Source organism: Polaribacter sejongensis, assembly GCF_038024065.1.
In the GTDB taxonomy this organism is placed as follows: domain Bacteria; phylum Bacteroidota; class Bacteroidia; order Flavobacteriales; family Flavobacteriaceae; genus Polaribacter; species Polaribacter sejongensis.
On record NZ_CP150667.1, the window covers coordinates 2,554,667 to 2,568,686 of the forward strand.

General features: G+C 29.6%; 15 protein-coding genes and 1 pseudogene. 3 read left to right on the top strand and 13 right to left on the bottom strand.

What is annotated here, in order from left to right; all coding sequences use genetic code 11:
- Positions 1-53 precede the first annotated feature (53 nt).
- From WHD08_RS10635 to WHD08_RS10665, 7 genes are all read right to left on the bottom strand, one after another.
- Positions 54-1,979 (bottom strand): transglutaminase-like domain-containing protein, encoded by a 1,926-nt coding sequence (locus WHD08_RS10635; protein ID WP_244183324.1) that lies wholly within the window; start codon positions 1,977-1,979, stop codon positions 54-56.
- A gap of 94 nt (positions 1,980-2,073) precedes the next feature.
- Positions 2,074-2,340, bottom strand: coding sequence for a heavy-metal-associated domain-containing protein (locus WHD08_RS10640; RefSeq protein WP_208890856.1), 267 nt, complete (start codon positions 2,338-2,340; stop codon positions 2,074-2,076).
- Positions 2,341-2,345: 5 nt separating this feature from the next.
- Positions 2,346-2,711, bottom strand: a complete 366-nt coding sequence (locus tag WHD08_RS10645; RefSeq protein ID WP_244183323.1) for a rhodanese-like domain-containing protein — start codon at positions 2,709-2,711, stop codon at positions 2,346-2,348.
- A 6-nt stretch (positions 2,712-2,717) separates the two neighbouring features.
- Positions 2,718-4,124, bottom strand: coding sequence for an MBL fold metallo-hydrolase (locus tag WHD08_RS10650; RefSeq protein WP_208890855.1), 1,407 nt, complete (start codon positions 4,122-4,124; stop codon positions 2,718-2,720).
- Between the two features lie 83 nt (positions 4,125-4,207).
- Positions 4,208-5,935 (bottom strand): SulP family inorganic anion transporter, encoded by a 1,728-nt coding sequence (locus WHD08_RS10655; RefSeq protein ID WP_208890854.1) that lies wholly within the window; start codon positions 5,933-5,935, stop codon positions 4,208-4,210.
- An 89-nt stretch (positions 5,936-6,024) separates the two neighbouring features.
- Positions 6,025-7,047 carry a Holliday junction branch migration DNA helicase RuvB gene (ruvB, locus tag WHD08_RS10660; RefSeq protein WP_208890853.1) on the bottom strand — a complete coding sequence of 341 codons (1,023 nt, stop codon included), beginning with the start codon at positions 7,045-7,047 and terminating at the stop codon, positions 6,025-6,027.
- A gap of 546 nt (positions 7,048-7,593) precedes the next feature.
- Positions 7,594-7,944: a toxin-antitoxin system YwqK family antitoxin gene (locus tag WHD08_RS10665; RefSeq protein ID WP_208890852.1), complete on the bottom strand. Its 351-nt coding sequence runs from the start codon at positions 7,942-7,944 to the stop codon at positions 7,594-7,596.
- A gap of 145 nt (positions 7,945-8,089) precedes the next feature.
- Between WHD08_RS10665 and WHD08_RS10670 the strand changes: the two are divergent.
- The 3 genes and pseudogenes from WHD08_RS10670 (at position 8,090) to WHD08_RS10680 (ending at position 9,586) form a co-directional block, all read left to right on the top strand.
- Positions 8,090-8,297 (top strand): annotated as a pseudogene (locus WHD08_RS10670) (dodecin family protein).
- Positions 8,298-8,355: 58 nt separating this feature from the next.
- A complete protein-coding gene (locus WHD08_RS10675; RefSeq protein WP_208890851.1) occupies positions 8,356-8,712 on the top strand; it encodes a DUF1304 domain-containing protein in 357 nt (118 codons plus the stop codon).
- A 67-nt stretch (positions 8,713-8,779) separates the two neighbouring features.
- On the top strand, positions 8,780-9,586 hold the full coding sequence (locus WHD08_RS10680; RefSeq protein WP_208890850.1) for a mechanosensitive ion channel family protein: 807 nt from the start codon (positions 8,780-8,782) through the stop codon (positions 9,584-9,586).
- Positions 9,587-9,591: 5 nt separating this feature from the next.
- On the opposite strand, the gene tsaB is transcribed toward WHD08_RS10680, so the two are convergent.
- From tsaB to WHD08_RS10710, 6 genes are all read right to left on the bottom strand, one after another.
- Positions 9,592-10,278, bottom strand: a complete 687-nt coding sequence (tsaB, locus tag WHD08_RS10685) for a tRNA (adenosine(37)-N6)-threonylcarbamoyltransferase complex dimerization subunit type 1 TsaB (protein WP_208890849.1) — start codon at positions 10,276-10,278, stop codon at positions 9,592-9,594.
- Positions 10,279-10,363: 85 nt separating this feature from the next.
- A complete protein-coding gene (locus WHD08_RS10690; RefSeq protein WP_208890848.1) occupies positions 10,364-11,695 on the bottom strand; it encodes a TolC family protein in 1,332 nt (443 codons plus the stop codon).
- Between the two features lie 122 nt (positions 11,696-11,817).
- A complete protein-coding gene (locus WHD08_RS10695) occupies positions 11,818-12,006 on the bottom strand; it encodes a hypothetical protein (protein ID WP_422894388.1) in 189 nt (62 codons plus the stop codon).
- Between the two features lie 25 nt (positions 12,007-12,031).
- Entirely contained in the window at positions 12,032-12,571 is a 540-nt protein-coding gene (locus WHD08_RS10700; RefSeq protein WP_208890846.1) for a DUF420 domain-containing protein, read from the bottom strand.
- Complete coding sequence (locus WHD08_RS10705; RefSeq protein ID WP_208890845.1) at positions 12,564-13,265, bottom strand: SCO family protein; 702 nt, start codon at positions 13,263-13,265, stop codon at positions 12,564-12,566. The genes WHD08_RS10700 and WHD08_RS10705 overlap by 8 nt, the downstream gene beginning before the upstream one ends.
- A complete protein-coding gene (locus WHD08_RS10710; protein ID WP_208890844.1) occupies positions 13,262-13,927 on the bottom strand; it encodes a hypothetical protein in 666 nt (221 codons plus the stop codon). Before WHD08_RS10710 ends, WHD08_RS10705 begins: the two co-directional genes overlap by 4 nt.
- Positions 13,928-14,020: the final 93 nt, after the last annotated feature.

Here is a 14,020-nt window from a genome sequence, read left to right on the forward strand (position 1 = left end):
AAGTTCTGAAATAAATTCAGATTAACACATCATGATTATTAATTAATTTGTTTTTATTCTTTTTTTAAAACTACAATTTCTTTATAATTTCTTTCAATTTTTTGAATCTCTTTGTTTACTTCTTTTTGTTGTTCTCTTGATAAAACTAAGAAGTTTAACTCAATTTCATGATTATAAATTACTTCATTTCCTTTTACTTGATAGGTGATTTCTGAAGTTAATAAATCATTAGAAACTGTTATTGATTCTGGAACATAGTCTACTTTATAACCTACCGGAATTTCTAATTTAGTAGTATACTTATAGTGTTTTTGATATTCGTATTCTATAGCGTTTTTTCTATTTTTATCAGCTTTAAATAAAGAGATTTCTTTTTTTAAATTTAGATTGATATAAATTTCATCACCTAAATTCTTAGCGTAGTTATTAATTTCAAAATCATAATCTACTATAAAATCATCATCATAATGATATTTATTGGTTTCCTTAAAACTATTTATTTGAAAGCTATTGTTTCCTTTTTCAAATACGCGTTTATAAAACTTCTTCAACTTAGCTTCCGTATTTCCAGATTCTAGTGTATTAAAAATATCACTTTTTAAATATCCAGAAATTATCGTCTTTGAAGAACCAATAACGTTACCGTTTTCTATTTTGATATTACTAACATCTATAACAGCATTTTCTTTTGCTGCAATAATTGGCACTTTTTTTATCTTAAAATCTTTTCCGTAACCAACCAATGCTTCTTTTCCTTGAATAAAAGAAGTTGGCATTCCAAATTTTATATATCTGCCAGTGGCGTCTAAATAATAGGTTTTTCCATTGTTTTCGTAAGAAAGAATCATGTGATTGTCTACAACTGGCGTTGGAACTTCGTTATAAGTGTAAGGAATACTTCTGGTACCAATCCAAGTTAAATTTCCTTTTACGCCTGCAATTTCTAACATTCTGTATAAAATGCTCGAGTTGTCTTTACAATCTCCATACTTTTTTCTAAAAACATCATTCGATTCTCTTGGTATAAATCCACCTAAAGCATACTCAAAAGCAATGTATTTTATGTTTTGTTGTGTCCAATAATAAATAGCCTTTACCTTTTCTAAATCGGTTTTTTTATCCGCAGTAATTTTAGAAACCAAAGCTACTAATTCTTCACTTGGAGCTTCTGTATTTATATTTTCTACCATCGAATAATACCAATTATACAAATCGGAAACTTCACCTAATAACTTCTTTTTTTCATTCTTAATTTTATAAGAAGTAATAACAGGAACTATATGTGGTAAAATGGTTTTATAACTTGGTGTATTAGACTCATATTCATATTTGGGTTGGTTATTTAACGTCCAAGAATAAATAATCGTCTTTCCTTTTTTCTCTTTACTGAATGTAATTTGAGCATCAGAAATATTAAATTCCTTAAATTCTAGCGTTACATTTTCATCAGCAATAATGGTTACCTTGTTTTGTTCAATAGGAAAATAATCACCAAAATAAAAAGGAGTTAAAAAACGAGGGTTTTTAATTTCTTGGCTATATTTTAATCTAGATTTCGACCCTTTTTTTAAGTTAGAATATACAAAATTTAACAATTTAGAATCATCATGAAAAGACTGATTCAATTCATCTTTCTCAGTAAATTTTTCTACTTTGTTCTCTACATATTCATTATTTTCAAAAGAAAAAGAAGAAGCTTCTATATTCTTTAATTCGAAAAACGCAGAGAAATTTAAGGTGTTTTTAGAGTTATACGTTGCGGCATCATTTAAATACAAATCTTCTTCAATAAACTCTTGGTCTATTTGTAAACTATCATTTATAATGCTTATTGTAATACTAGTTTCTTGTTGTAAACGGACTCTTCCATCTTCTGGATGCAGTTTATGATACTTTAAATATTCAGCAGAATACTGAGCGTTTAAGCTTGTTACAAAGCATAAAAAAAATGCAATAAAAATGGATTTATAAATACTCAACCTTGTTTATTTTATATAAATCTAAAATACAAAAAAGAGAGAACAAAAACCCAACTTAAGGTTCTTGTTCTCTCTTTTTATATCTTTTTTAACGTTAAGAATCCATTCTACCAACGGCACAACTCACAAAAGATTTTGCTTTGTGTACAATCGTATTTGCATCTCCAACTTCTGGATATCCTAATTTAGAAAGCTTTAATTTAATTTCTTCTAAATTTTCTTTTTCTGATGCAATAGAAACAATTGATTTTTCGATATCAATCTCTATTTCAGTAACACCATCTAAGGCTAACAAACCTTTTTTAATAGTTGCAGCGCAACCGCCACATTTTAAGTTTTCTATTTCTATTTGAGATTTCATATTTTTTAATTTTCTTGTTTCCATTTGTTATATCCACCTAAAACATTGTAGACTTCATAACCATTTTCTTTGAGAATTTTAGAGGCTTTTACACTTCTTTTTCCGCTTCTACAGTATAAATACACTGGTTTAGATTTATCTAATTTCTTAGAAGCTTTTTCTTTAAAATCAGCATCAAAATAATTTGCAAAAGTTGCTGTTTCTATAGCACCTTCATTTATTTCTGCAGGTGTTCTAACATCCATTAATTGAACTTTTTCTTTAGAAAGTAACTCTTTTAATTCTTGTGTAGACACAGACTTAACGTCTTCTTGAGAATTACAGTTTATAAAAAAGAAACCAATAAATAAAAGGCATAAAACATTTTTCATAATTTCTTATTTTAAAGTTGAAGGACAAACAGCCGCTGTTCTTTCTATGTTAGAATTTCTTATGGCTGCATAACCGCCTGCAACATCAATTACATTGTGAATACCTCTTGCTTTTAATATAGAAGCTGCAATTACAGAACGATAACCACCACCACAATACACATAAAAATCTCCTTTTTCTGGAAATTCAGAAATATGATCATTTAAAAAATCTAACGGTGTATTTTTTGCTACAACTGCATGTTCACTTGCAAATTCTCCTGGTTTTCTAGCATCAAAAACTACTGCATTTTCTTTTATTTTATCTTCTAAAACCTGAACAGAAACAGATGTTAATGTATCTACTTCTTTACCTGCTTTTTGCCAAGCAGCAAAGTTTCCTTCTAAATACCCTAAAACATTATCGAAACCAACTCTAGACAAACGGGTAATGGTATCTTCTTCTCTTCCTTCTGGAGCAACTAATAAAATTGGTTGCTTAATATCTTTAATTAATGCACCAACCCAAGGAGCAAATCCTCCATCAATACCAATAAAAATAGACTGTGGAATAAACCCTTTTACAAACTCCGTTTGATGACGAACGTCTAAAACAATGGCACCTGTTTCATTTGCAATGATTTCAAAATCTTTAACAGATAATGGTTTTTCACTGTTTTTAATCACATCATCAATACTTTTATACCCTTCTTTATTCAACTTTACATTTAAAGGAAAATAAGCTGGAGGAGGCAATAAACCATCCGTTACTTCTTTCACAAACTCCTCTTTGGTCATGTTTGCTCTTAACGCATAATTGGTTTCTTTTTGGTTACCAATTGTACCAACCGTTTCTTTGCTTAAATTTTTACCACAAGCAGAACCAGCTCCATGAGCAGGGTATACAATAACCTCATCGGCTAAAGTCATTACTTTGGTACGTAAACTATCAAACAAAAAACCTGCTAAATCTTTTTCCGTTACATCGCTTTTTTGAGCTAAATCTGGGCGACCAACATCACCTAAAAACAAGGTATCACCGCTAAAAAGTGCATGGTCTTTTCCGTTTTCATCCTTTAACAAATAACAAGAACTTTCCATTGTATGACCTGGAGTGTGTAATACCGTAATGGTAATATTTCCTACTTTAAAAACCTGATTATCTTCTGCAATAATGGCATCGAAATTTGTTTTTGCTGTTGGGCCAAATACAATTTGTGCGCCCGTTTTTTCTGCCAAGGTAACATGTCCACTCACAAAATCTGCATGAAAATGTGTTTCGAAAATATACTTGATTTTCGCATTATTTTTAGCTGCACTATCTATATAATCTTGTACTTCTCTTAATGGATCTATAATAGCAACTTCGCCATTACTTTCTATGTAGTAAGCCCCTTGAGCTAAACAACCTGTATAAATTTGTTCTATGATCATTTTTATATTTTTAACACCTACAAGTTTTCAAATTCTGATTTCACTTCAAAAATTATACTTATAGACTTAGTTACTAATTCTGTTTAATTATATGCTTGATGTATGTATTTCGCATATTTTTCTTGCTGTTTTCTATCGCCGGTTTTGTAGAATTTTACAGCATCATTAGAGCGCATAAAAAAGTGATTGATATCTATAATTGATAAAATTCCGCTTCTAAATAAATCGTCTCTTACTGGACCTTTTACGCCTGCTAGTAAAAAAGTAATCCCTTTCTTTTTATAGTATTTAATACGTTCTTTTAACATTTCTACACCTGTACTATCTACTCTGTTTATGCTTTCTGCATCTAGAACAATCAATTTTAAGGCATCCCCTTTTCTATATGCCATTTCATCTAACTTGTCTCTAAAATAGCTAGAATTTGCATAAAATATTTGCGCATCAAACCTAAAAATTAAGACATCATCCTCAATAATAACTTCTTCAAAACGACTTCTATTTCTGTAAAAATTTGAGTTGGGTACTTTTCCTAATTCCGCCACATAAGGTCTAGAAGTTCTATAAATTAACACAATTAAAGACAACCCTACGCCAACAATAATACCAAATTCGATTCCTAATAATAACGTTCCAATAAATGTGGCTAACATCAACCAGAAATCTAAATGATTTGCTCTCCATAAAAAAGCGGCTTCTTTAATATTTACCAAATTAAAAACGGCTACAATAATAATTGCTGCCAATACTGTTTTTGGTAAATGATAAAATAATGGTGTCAAAAACAATAGCGTAATAACTACCATTACAACAGAAATTAAAGCGGCCATACCTGTTCTTGCTCCACTTTCTTGATTAATTGCAGAACGAGAAAAACTAGAAGTAGTTGGATATGCTTTAAACAACGACCCTACCATATTACTGATTCCTAAAGCTATTAATTCTTGATTGGGTCTTATTCTATATTCGTCCTGTTTTGCTTCTAACGATTTTCCTATAGAAATGGTTTCTAAATATCCAACCATTACCAGCGTAAATGCAATTGGTAATAATTCTCTTATTAAGTCGATATCAAACTCTGGAATTCCGAAAATTGGCAACCCAGAAGGAATATCTTTTACAATAGAAACACCAGTTATTGAGCTTCCAAAAAACTTTAAAATTAGAATACCTAAAATAACTACAATTAAGGCGCTTGGTATTTTTTTATTGATTTTTCTGAGGATGATAATAATTACCACAGAAATTAAACCAATAATAGTTGTTGGGTGATTAAAGTCAATAATTCTACCAAAAACATCTGCTACAACATACTGTAATTGATCACTTTGCACAAAATCAACTCCAAATAAATTCCGAAATTGATTGAACCCAATAATTAACGCTACCGCAGATGTAAAACCAGTTATAACAGGCTTTGAAAGAAAATTTACAATAAACCCCAAACTAAAAACACCCATTAAAAATTGGATTGCCCCAACCATTAAAGCCAACAAAATGGCTATTGAAATGTAACTCTCTGAACCTGCCAAAGCCAAGGTAGAAACACCGGTTGCTACGATTAAAGAATCCATTGCTACAGGACCTATTGCCACTTGTCTTGATGACCCAAAAATAGCATACATAACTTGTGGCATTAACGCACAATACAAACCATAAATTGGTGGTAAACCTGCAATTAAAGCATACGCAATTCCTTGCGGGATTAAAATAATACCAACAGTAATACCTGCCAATAAATCGCCCTTAAAAAGAGATGTATTGTAATTTGGTAACCACTCTAAAATTGGTATTATCTTTTTTATATTCATTAGCCCATCTTAACCTTCCCAAAGGGAAGGAATTCTTACTTTTTTCTCTTGTTTCTTGTTTCTTGTCTCTTGTCTCTTGTCTCTAAAGATTAAAACAATTCTCCTTGACTTTTCCCTTTCACTCTTCCTAAATGTGTGTATGCTAATTCTGTTACTTCTCTTCCTCTTGGAGTTCTCATAATAAAACCTTGCTGAATTAAAAAAGGCTCGTACACTTCTTCAATAGTTTCTGTATTCTCGGAAACTGCCGTTGCAATGGTACTTAAACCAACTGGTCCTCCTTTAAACTTATCGATAATGGTCATTAGAATTTTATTATCCATTTCATCTAAACCGTGTGCATCTACATTTAATGCTTTTAAAGCATATTTTGCAATTTCTATGGTAATACTTCCATCTCCTTTTATTTGTGCAAAATCTCTAACTCTTCTTAATAAAGCATTTGCAATTCTTGGTGTTCCTCTACTTCTCCCCGCAATTTCAATTGCAGATTCCATAGAAATAGGAACTCCTAAAATATGTGAACTTCTTTGAATAATTGTGGTTAACAATTCTGTTTTGTAATAATGTAAACGACTGCTTATTCCAAAACGTGCTCTCATTGGCGCAGTTAACAAACCAGATCTGGTTGTGGCACCAATTAAAGTAAAAGGTTCTAAATTGATTTGAACAGTTCTGGCATTAGGGCCAGATTCTATCATAATATCAATTTTATAATCTTCCATTGCAGAGTATAAATATTCTTCTACAATAGGACTTAATCTATGAATTTCATCAATAAACAGCACATCACGTTCATCTAGATTTGTTAACAAACCTGCCAAATCTCCCGGTTTGTCTAAAACCGGACCAGAAGTAACTTTTATTCCTACTTCTAATTCGTTTGCTAAAATATGTGCTAAAGTTGTTTTTCCCAAACCTGGAGGTCCGTGAAATAATGTGTGATCTAAAGCTTCACCTCTTTGATTTGCTGCTTCAACAAATATTTTTAGGTTATCTATGGCTTGATCTTGTCCTGTAAAATCATCAAAAGAGAGTGGGCGTAACTTTTTTTCTACGTCTAAATCTTCGTTAGATAAATTGTGGTTTTCAGGATTTAAGTTTTCATTCATAACCACAAAGATAATTGAATTTAGATTACTCTTTTGTATGTTTTGTTACTGTCTAGTCCTAAATAGTCGATACAGATTCATAAAGTATTAAATTTAATACTTAAAACTCAACAATGACATCATTGTTCAGGTGTTTTAGACGGGACAACATTATAAAAAAAACGTTTAGAGAAACCTATAATAGTAGCTATGTACTATTTAACAAAATTACTACTAAAAAGGTAATACTTTATATACCAATAGTACTATGCTATTTTAATTACAATTAAAATAATTAATAACAAGTTCCATTGTTGGTTTATGAAGACAACGGAGGTGTTTCGTCTGTTCTTTTAGGTTATTTAACCACACCAAACTATATAGAGATATAATAAATCAGTTGCATTTGTTATGGTTTAAGATTAAATACAAACAAAGAGAAATCTTACAAACACCCTAAATCTATTTTTCTAATATAAAGAAGTAATATTAGTCCATAAAAAAACTCCAAAAAATTACTTTTTTGGAGTTTCAATAGCCCGTTAATTGGCTAAACAAAAATAAAAATTATTTATTAGCAGCTAATTTAGCTTCATGTTTCCATAAATTTACGCTAACAATTGCATTGTTGTTATAATTAATTTCTTTTAAAGATTCATCATTCCAAACAAACCACTTCCCTACTTTTTTGCCATCATTGTATTTGGCAATTTGAGTTTTATTCCCGTTTTTATCAAAACGAGTCCATTGACCTGTTAATTTTTTATCTTTAAAGTACCCTTCAGTACTGATAGAACCATCTTCGTAATAATAAGTAGCTTTCACTAAATCTCCTTCTATGGTATAAGTTGTTTCTCTATCTTGTGCGTATCCTATTGTTGCTACACAAAGAACTATAAGTGTTAGTATTTTTTTCATGACGATAATTTTTTATTGTTACATTACATGTTCAAATATACGTAAAAACTTACAATTAAGCAACCTTTTGGTAACATTAATTTAACATTGGAGTTTTAAAAATAAAAACAATACCTTTACTATATATAAATTTAAAACAAACATGATGGCAGTTATAGAGGTTATTGAAGTATTAGCTAATTCTGAAAAAAATTAGGAAGAAGCGACTAGAATAGCAGTAAAAGAAGCTTCTAAATCAGTAAAGAATATAAGATCTATTTTTGTACAATCGCAAAGCGCTAAGGGCTGTTGTTAATAATGATGAGGTTGCTGAATTTAGAGTAAACTTAAAAATCACATTCGAAGTAAATTAAAAAAAACCTACGTTATTTTTTTCATAAAAAATTAAATCAATCTAACTAATACAACACAATGAATACTATACAAATAATTCTTATCAGCTTAGTTGCTATCATTCATATATATATCGTTTATTTAGAAATGGTTGTTTGGACCTCAGAAAAAGCAATGAAAGCCTTCGCTATAAAAACCAAAGAATTTGCAGAAGAAACAAAAGGAATGGCTGCAAACCAAGGTTTATATAACGGTTTTATAGTTGCTGGATTAATATGGTCTTTAATAGCTGTAAAAGTAGATGTTGCAATCTTCTTTTTGTCTTGCGTTGCAATAGCAGGACTTTATGGAGCCTATTCTATAAAGATAATCCGCATACTTTATATACAAACGATACCAGCAACCCTAGGTATTATTTCACTTTTAATATTATAGTTAAACTTTTTCTTGTTCAATAAGAAACCTTTATTTTTGCATTTAATTCTTAAACAGAAGATAAAAAATGAAAAAATATTTAGAGTATTTAGAAGGATTAATTATTGAATATACGCCTAAAGTATTAGTAGCATTAGCCATTTTAATTATTGGTTTATTAGTTATAAAACTAGTTGTTAAAGGTGCTAAAAAGGCAATGAGTAAGGGTGGTATTGACATTACGCTTCAAACTTTTTTAAGTAATTTACTTGGTTGGGCACTAAAAATATTATTAATTATAGTTGTTATCTCTAAACTAGGAGTAGAAACAACCTCTTTTGCAGCAATTATAGCAGCAGCAGGTTTAGCTGTTGGTTTAGCACTGCAAGGATCTCTTGCTAATTTTGCTGGAGGTGTTTTAATTATGATTTTTAAACCTTTTAAACTAGGTGATTTTATTGAAGCACAAGGTGAAAGCGGAACTGTAAAACAGATTGAAATCTTTACAACGAAACTAAACACTACAGATAATAAAGAAATTATAATTCCTAATGGAACTTTATCTAATGGTAATATTGTTAACTATAGTACAGAAGCTACTCGTCGTGTAGATTTTACTTTTGGTGTGGGATATGATTCTGATATAAAGAAAACAAAAGATCTTCTTTATGGCATTTTAAACAACCATCCATTAATTTTAAAAACTCCTGCTGCTGCAGTTAATTTATCTGAATTAGGAGACAGTTCTATCAATTTCTTTACCAGAGGTTGGGTAAAAAAAGAAGACTATTGGACAGTTAAGTTTGAAGTTATGGAACAAGTAAAAGAAGCTCTAGATGAAGCTGGAATTGACATTCCTTATCCACACAGAGTAAACATCAACAAAAACGAATAATATTTTTAAAAGGTAGGTTTCTTTTTCTTTTCAGGAATAACCACAAAATCTTTTAAATAAAATGGTTCAAAATAAGCGACATCTTCGATGTCGTTTTTTTTGTACTTATTATAAGATAATAGTGCCATTTCTTTCGCAGAAGGGAACTTATCATCAATAAAAACTGCATTTTTATGGGTAATTATTTCTTTACATTTATGCGCTCCATCACCTAAAAAGTAAACGGTATTTGTTTCTAAATAATCTGAAAAAGAATTTTCATCAATTATCTCTGCTTTAATATCTCTTATTTGCTCGTAATCCTCATTAAAAACAGCTGCATACACCTCCATTCTTCTAGCATCTAACATCGGTATAATAATACCTTTGTCCACAGAAGTAGCATGCGCTAAAGATTCTAATGTTTTAATAGAAATTAAAGGCTTATCAAAAGCAAAACAAAGCCCTTTTGCGGCAGAAACTCCAATTCTAAGTCCAGTATAAGATCCCGGACCTTTGCTAACGGCTACAGCGTCTATTTCAGTAGAAGTAATATTTACTTCATTTAATACATCTAAAATAAAAGGGTGTAATACTTCTGCGTGAGAATAATTACCATTATTCAATTCTTTTATTGCTATAACTTGTCCGTCTTTTGCAAGACTTACAGAGCAGTTCTTGGTCGCGGTTTCTATGTTAAGGATAATTGCCAATTGTTCTATTTTTATGCAAATATAAGTTATAGAAAAAAGAAAACCTCGCAAATGTGCGAGGCTTCATAAGGAATCTTTATTTTATTTATTCTAGAATCAATTCTCCAGAATAGAATTGTAAAACTTTTGTTTTAAAAACATAATCGTATTTAGAGCGTATCATGGTAGCTTCTGCATTTACCAAACGGGTTCTTACTTGATCAAAATCAAACAAAGTAATGGTTCCGTAATTGTAACGTTCTTGTGCATTTTTAAAAGCTTCTTTTTGCGCTTCTAAAGAAATAGTTGAAGCTTCGTAGGTTTTTAATGCAGACTTAACATCTAAAAAAGATTGTTCTATCGTTTGCTTTAAATTTAATTTTTCACTTTCTAATTGAGTTTCAGAAATCTCTTTATTAATCATCGATTTAGCAACACTATTTTTTGTTTGAAATCTATTAAAAATAGGAATACTAAGAGAAACACCTAATCCGTGTTGTAATCTGTCTTCAAACTGGGTGAAAAAAGAAGAGTTTGTTTGATTTGGTAACAAGTTATTAAACTGATGATAATAAGAATTACCAGAACTAACTGAATACGATAAAGTAGGTAAAAAAGCTCCTTTAGAAATATCAATATTTAAATCTGCATTTTCTATAGCCAATTTAGCTCTTTCGATTTCTGGCATTTCCTCTAATGATTTTTCATATACATCATCAGAATTTTTAAATAATAAAGTTGATGTAGGAGTACCAACATCTATAGAAGTAATATCGAAATTTTGAACTGGTACTTGTAATAATTGCGCTAAGTTTAACAAAGCTAAGTCTAAAGCATTTTCTTGTGCAATAACATTTTGTAAGTCAGTAGCAGCTGTAGATTGTGCGTTTAAAAGATCTCCTTTAGCAATAACTCCAGAATTAAATCTACTCTCTGCAGCTTCAATTTGTTTTTTACTAATCTCATACTGCACTTTACCAGAACTTAAGTTTTCTTTGGCAAATAATATATTTAAATAACCATTTACAACAAATAAAGAAATATCATTTTCTATTTTCTTTAGATCTAACAAACTAGATTTTACACCTAACTGAGCTTGTTTATAAGTGTTCGTATTTCTAAAACCATTAAAAATAATTCCGCCACCAGATAAACTTAAACTAGATGAAAAATTATTTGTGTTTTTTAATACTCCGTTTTCATCAGAAGATAAACCTGCATTAAATCTTCCTCCAGTAGAAAGGTTTAAGTTTGGTAAAAAATTTCCCTTAGCAATAGCAACATCTTTTTTAGCTAGCTCTAAGCTTAATTTATTTTGTTGGATAGAAATATTTTTCTCTAAAGCTTGATCTACACATTCTTTAAGTGTCCATTGTTTCTGAGAAAAGGTAGTAATAGTGGTTAAAAAAGCTACAAATAGGATCAATTTAGTTTTCAAAACGTATTATTTTTTAGTTGATATAATATAAATTGTAATTACAAAAGAATAACTTTTCTTTTGAAGTTAAAAATAAGACGACTAAAAGTATAATTTGTTACAAAAAAAAAACACTTATAATCCTATTTCTCATTTATCCTTTTATATCTATAAATTACAAAAAGTAAAAGACCTACTAAAAGATAGGGAAATACCATTAAATAGGTTATTCCATTATTAATACCTTCTGCCATAGAACTATCTCCATTTTCTACAACAGCTTTACACATTGCACATTGAGAAAATGAAATTTTCGATGTAAAAAACATCATCAAAAAAAATACTAAAACTCTTTTTTTATACATAATAAGGAGATATCATTAAATAGACAATCACACCCGTAATGGCAACATACAACCATAAAGGAAATGTAAATTTGGCTATTTTTTTATGTTGTGGAAAATTACCCAATTTTGCTCTCATATAAGTTGTGAGTACAAATGGTATTACAATTATTGATAAAATAATATGCGTTATTAAAATAGAATAATAAATATATTTTATAGCACCCTCACCTCCAAATTTGGTAGAGTTTGAGGTCATATGATATCCAATATAAAGCAAAAGAAAAATAAGAGAACATGCTATTGCAACTGTATTAAGTTGCTCGTGTAATTTTACATTTCCTTTTTTAACTGCAATAACTGCTGCAATTAAAAGAACAGCTGTAAAGCCATTGATAGAAGCGTAAATTGGTGGTAAAAATGTTAACGGTTCTACATTAAAACCTAAATATTTTAGATTAACACCAAACAAAGCTGCAACAGCTATAGGAATTACAATGGATAAACCAGTTATAATTTTCTTATACTTTTTTTCTTGTGCTAAATTACTCATTCAACAAAATTTTAATATCTTCTTTTAATTCTTTAACCTGGTCTGCAAAACCTTGTTCAGACAAAGCTCTGTAATACATAATAGGATTACCGTACTCGTCTTTTCTAGATCTAATATTTCCTTCGTTATCTACCAAAGCAAATAAGCCAGAATGTTCAAACCCACCATGTTCTTCAGCACCTTTACCCGCAAACAGTTTAAAACCTTTATTAGCTAAATCATACACTACATCTTCTCCTTTACCAGTTAATAAGTGCCAGTTTTTATGAGTAATCTGATTCACTTTAGCATATTCCTTTAAAACTTCTGGAGTATCAATGTCTGGCGTTATAGAAAAAGAAGCTATTCCAAAATTATTATTGGAAGCAAATTCATCTTGAATTGTAATCATCTTTTGATTCATTAAAGGACAAATAGTTGGACAAGTAGAAAAGAAAAATTCTACCACATATACTTTTCCTTTATAATCTTTATTGCTAATAGTTGTTCCGTTTTGATCTACAAACTCAAAATCTGGAACTTTGTTAAATGTATATAAGTCATTTTTGCTTGTTCCTTTTTTATCAACCATATTCAATCTATCTTCTTGAACAAGATCATTGTTATTTATTCTGCTATCTATGTTTCTAACAACATAAATTCCGAATAAAAGAATAATAAATGAAACACCTATATAAGAATACTTTTTGTTCATAACCCTACTTCTTTTCTATCTGCTTTGTTCTTATTATTTTCTTTAAAAGCTGCATAATACTCATAATAAAGTACCAATACATCATCTTTTAATTTTGCGTTTAACACAGAAACTGAATTCATATTATAGCCAAATAATTTTCCATCAACGCTATCTGCATCATTCACTCTACCTCTTAAATCTCCATTTTTATCAATCAAAAAAACATTAGATGTATACAGATTAGATAATGTATCATTTGAATTAAACCCAGCGTGTAATGCTTTAATTTGTTCTTTAGAGCCTGCTGTAAATTTCCATTTTACCATATCGGTAAAAGCACCTATTTCTTTTTTAAGAACAGCTACCTCATTCTCTTTTCCTTCTGGATAAACAGCAATGATTTGAAATTGATTATATTCTATAAATTTCTTATAAATTTTCTCATTCAAATTAAAGAATCCACCCTTATTAGAATCCATATCGTTTCCTAAAAAACAAACAACAGAAATCTTTCCTTCAAATGTGTTTGATGAATCTAACGTAGAAATATCTACAACATTGCTTGTAACAACAGGTAGTTTGCTAAAATTATTTGTCCCGGTTGATAAAATTAAAAAACAAATTAATGGGAAAATAAAAAGTAAAAATAAAACAACTCTTTTTTTAGTAAGTTTCATCATTGTTAAAAATTATAAATTAACCGCAAAAAGCGTAAAGTTTTTTTTTATCATCCCAGGTAAGTTCTTTCTAAGTCTTAATAGGTAATAAAGAAA

Bases quoted from the DNA above. Each gene is read 5' to 3' on its own strand.
- WHD08_RS10640 (WP_208890856.1), bottom strand. From the start codon at position 2,340: ATGAAATCTCAAATAGAAATAGAAAACTTAAAATGTGGCGGTTGCGCT.
- WHD08_RS10645 (WP_244183323.1), bottom strand. From the start codon at position 2,711: ATGAAAAATGTTTTATGCCTTTTATTTATTGGTTTCTTTTTTATAAAC.
- WHD08_RS10650 (WP_208890855.1), bottom strand. From the start codon at position 4,124: ATGATCATAGAACAAATTTATACAGGTTGTTTAGCTCAAGGGGCTTAC.
- WHD08_RS10655 (WP_208890854.1), bottom strand. From the start codon at position 5,935: ATGAATATAAAAAAGATAATACCAATTTTAGAGTGGTTACCAAATTAC.
- ruvB (WP_208890853.1), bottom strand. From the start codon at position 7,047: ATGAATGAAAACTTAAATCCTGAAAACCACAATTTATCTAACGAAGAT.
- WHD08_RS10665 (WP_208890852.1), bottom strand. From the start codon at position 7,944: ATGAAAAAAATACTAACACTTATAGTTCTTTGTGTAGCAACAATAGGA.
- WHD08_RS10675 (WP_208890851.1), top strand. From the start codon at position 8,356: ATGAATACTATACAAATAATTCTTATCAGCTTAGTTGCTATCATTCAT.
- WHD08_RS10680 (WP_208890850.1), top strand. From the start codon at position 8,780: ATGAAAAAATATTTAGAGTATTTAGAAGGATTAATTATTGAATATACG.
- WHD08_RS10695 (WP_422894388.1), bottom strand. From the start codon at position 12,006: ATGATGTTTTTTACATCGAAAATTTCATTTTCTCAATGTGCAATGTGT.
- WHD08_RS10700 (WP_208890846.1), bottom strand. From the start codon at position 12,571: ATGAGTAATTTAGCACAAGAAAAAAAGTATAAGAAAATTATAACTGGT.
- WHD08_RS10705 (WP_208890845.1), bottom strand. From the start codon at position 13,265: ATGAACAAAAAGTATTCTTATATAGGTGTTTCATTTATTATTCTTTTA.
- WHD08_RS10710 (WP_208890844.1), bottom strand. From the start codon at position 13,927: ATGATGAAACTTACTAAAAAAAGAGTTGTTTTATTTTTACTTTTTATT.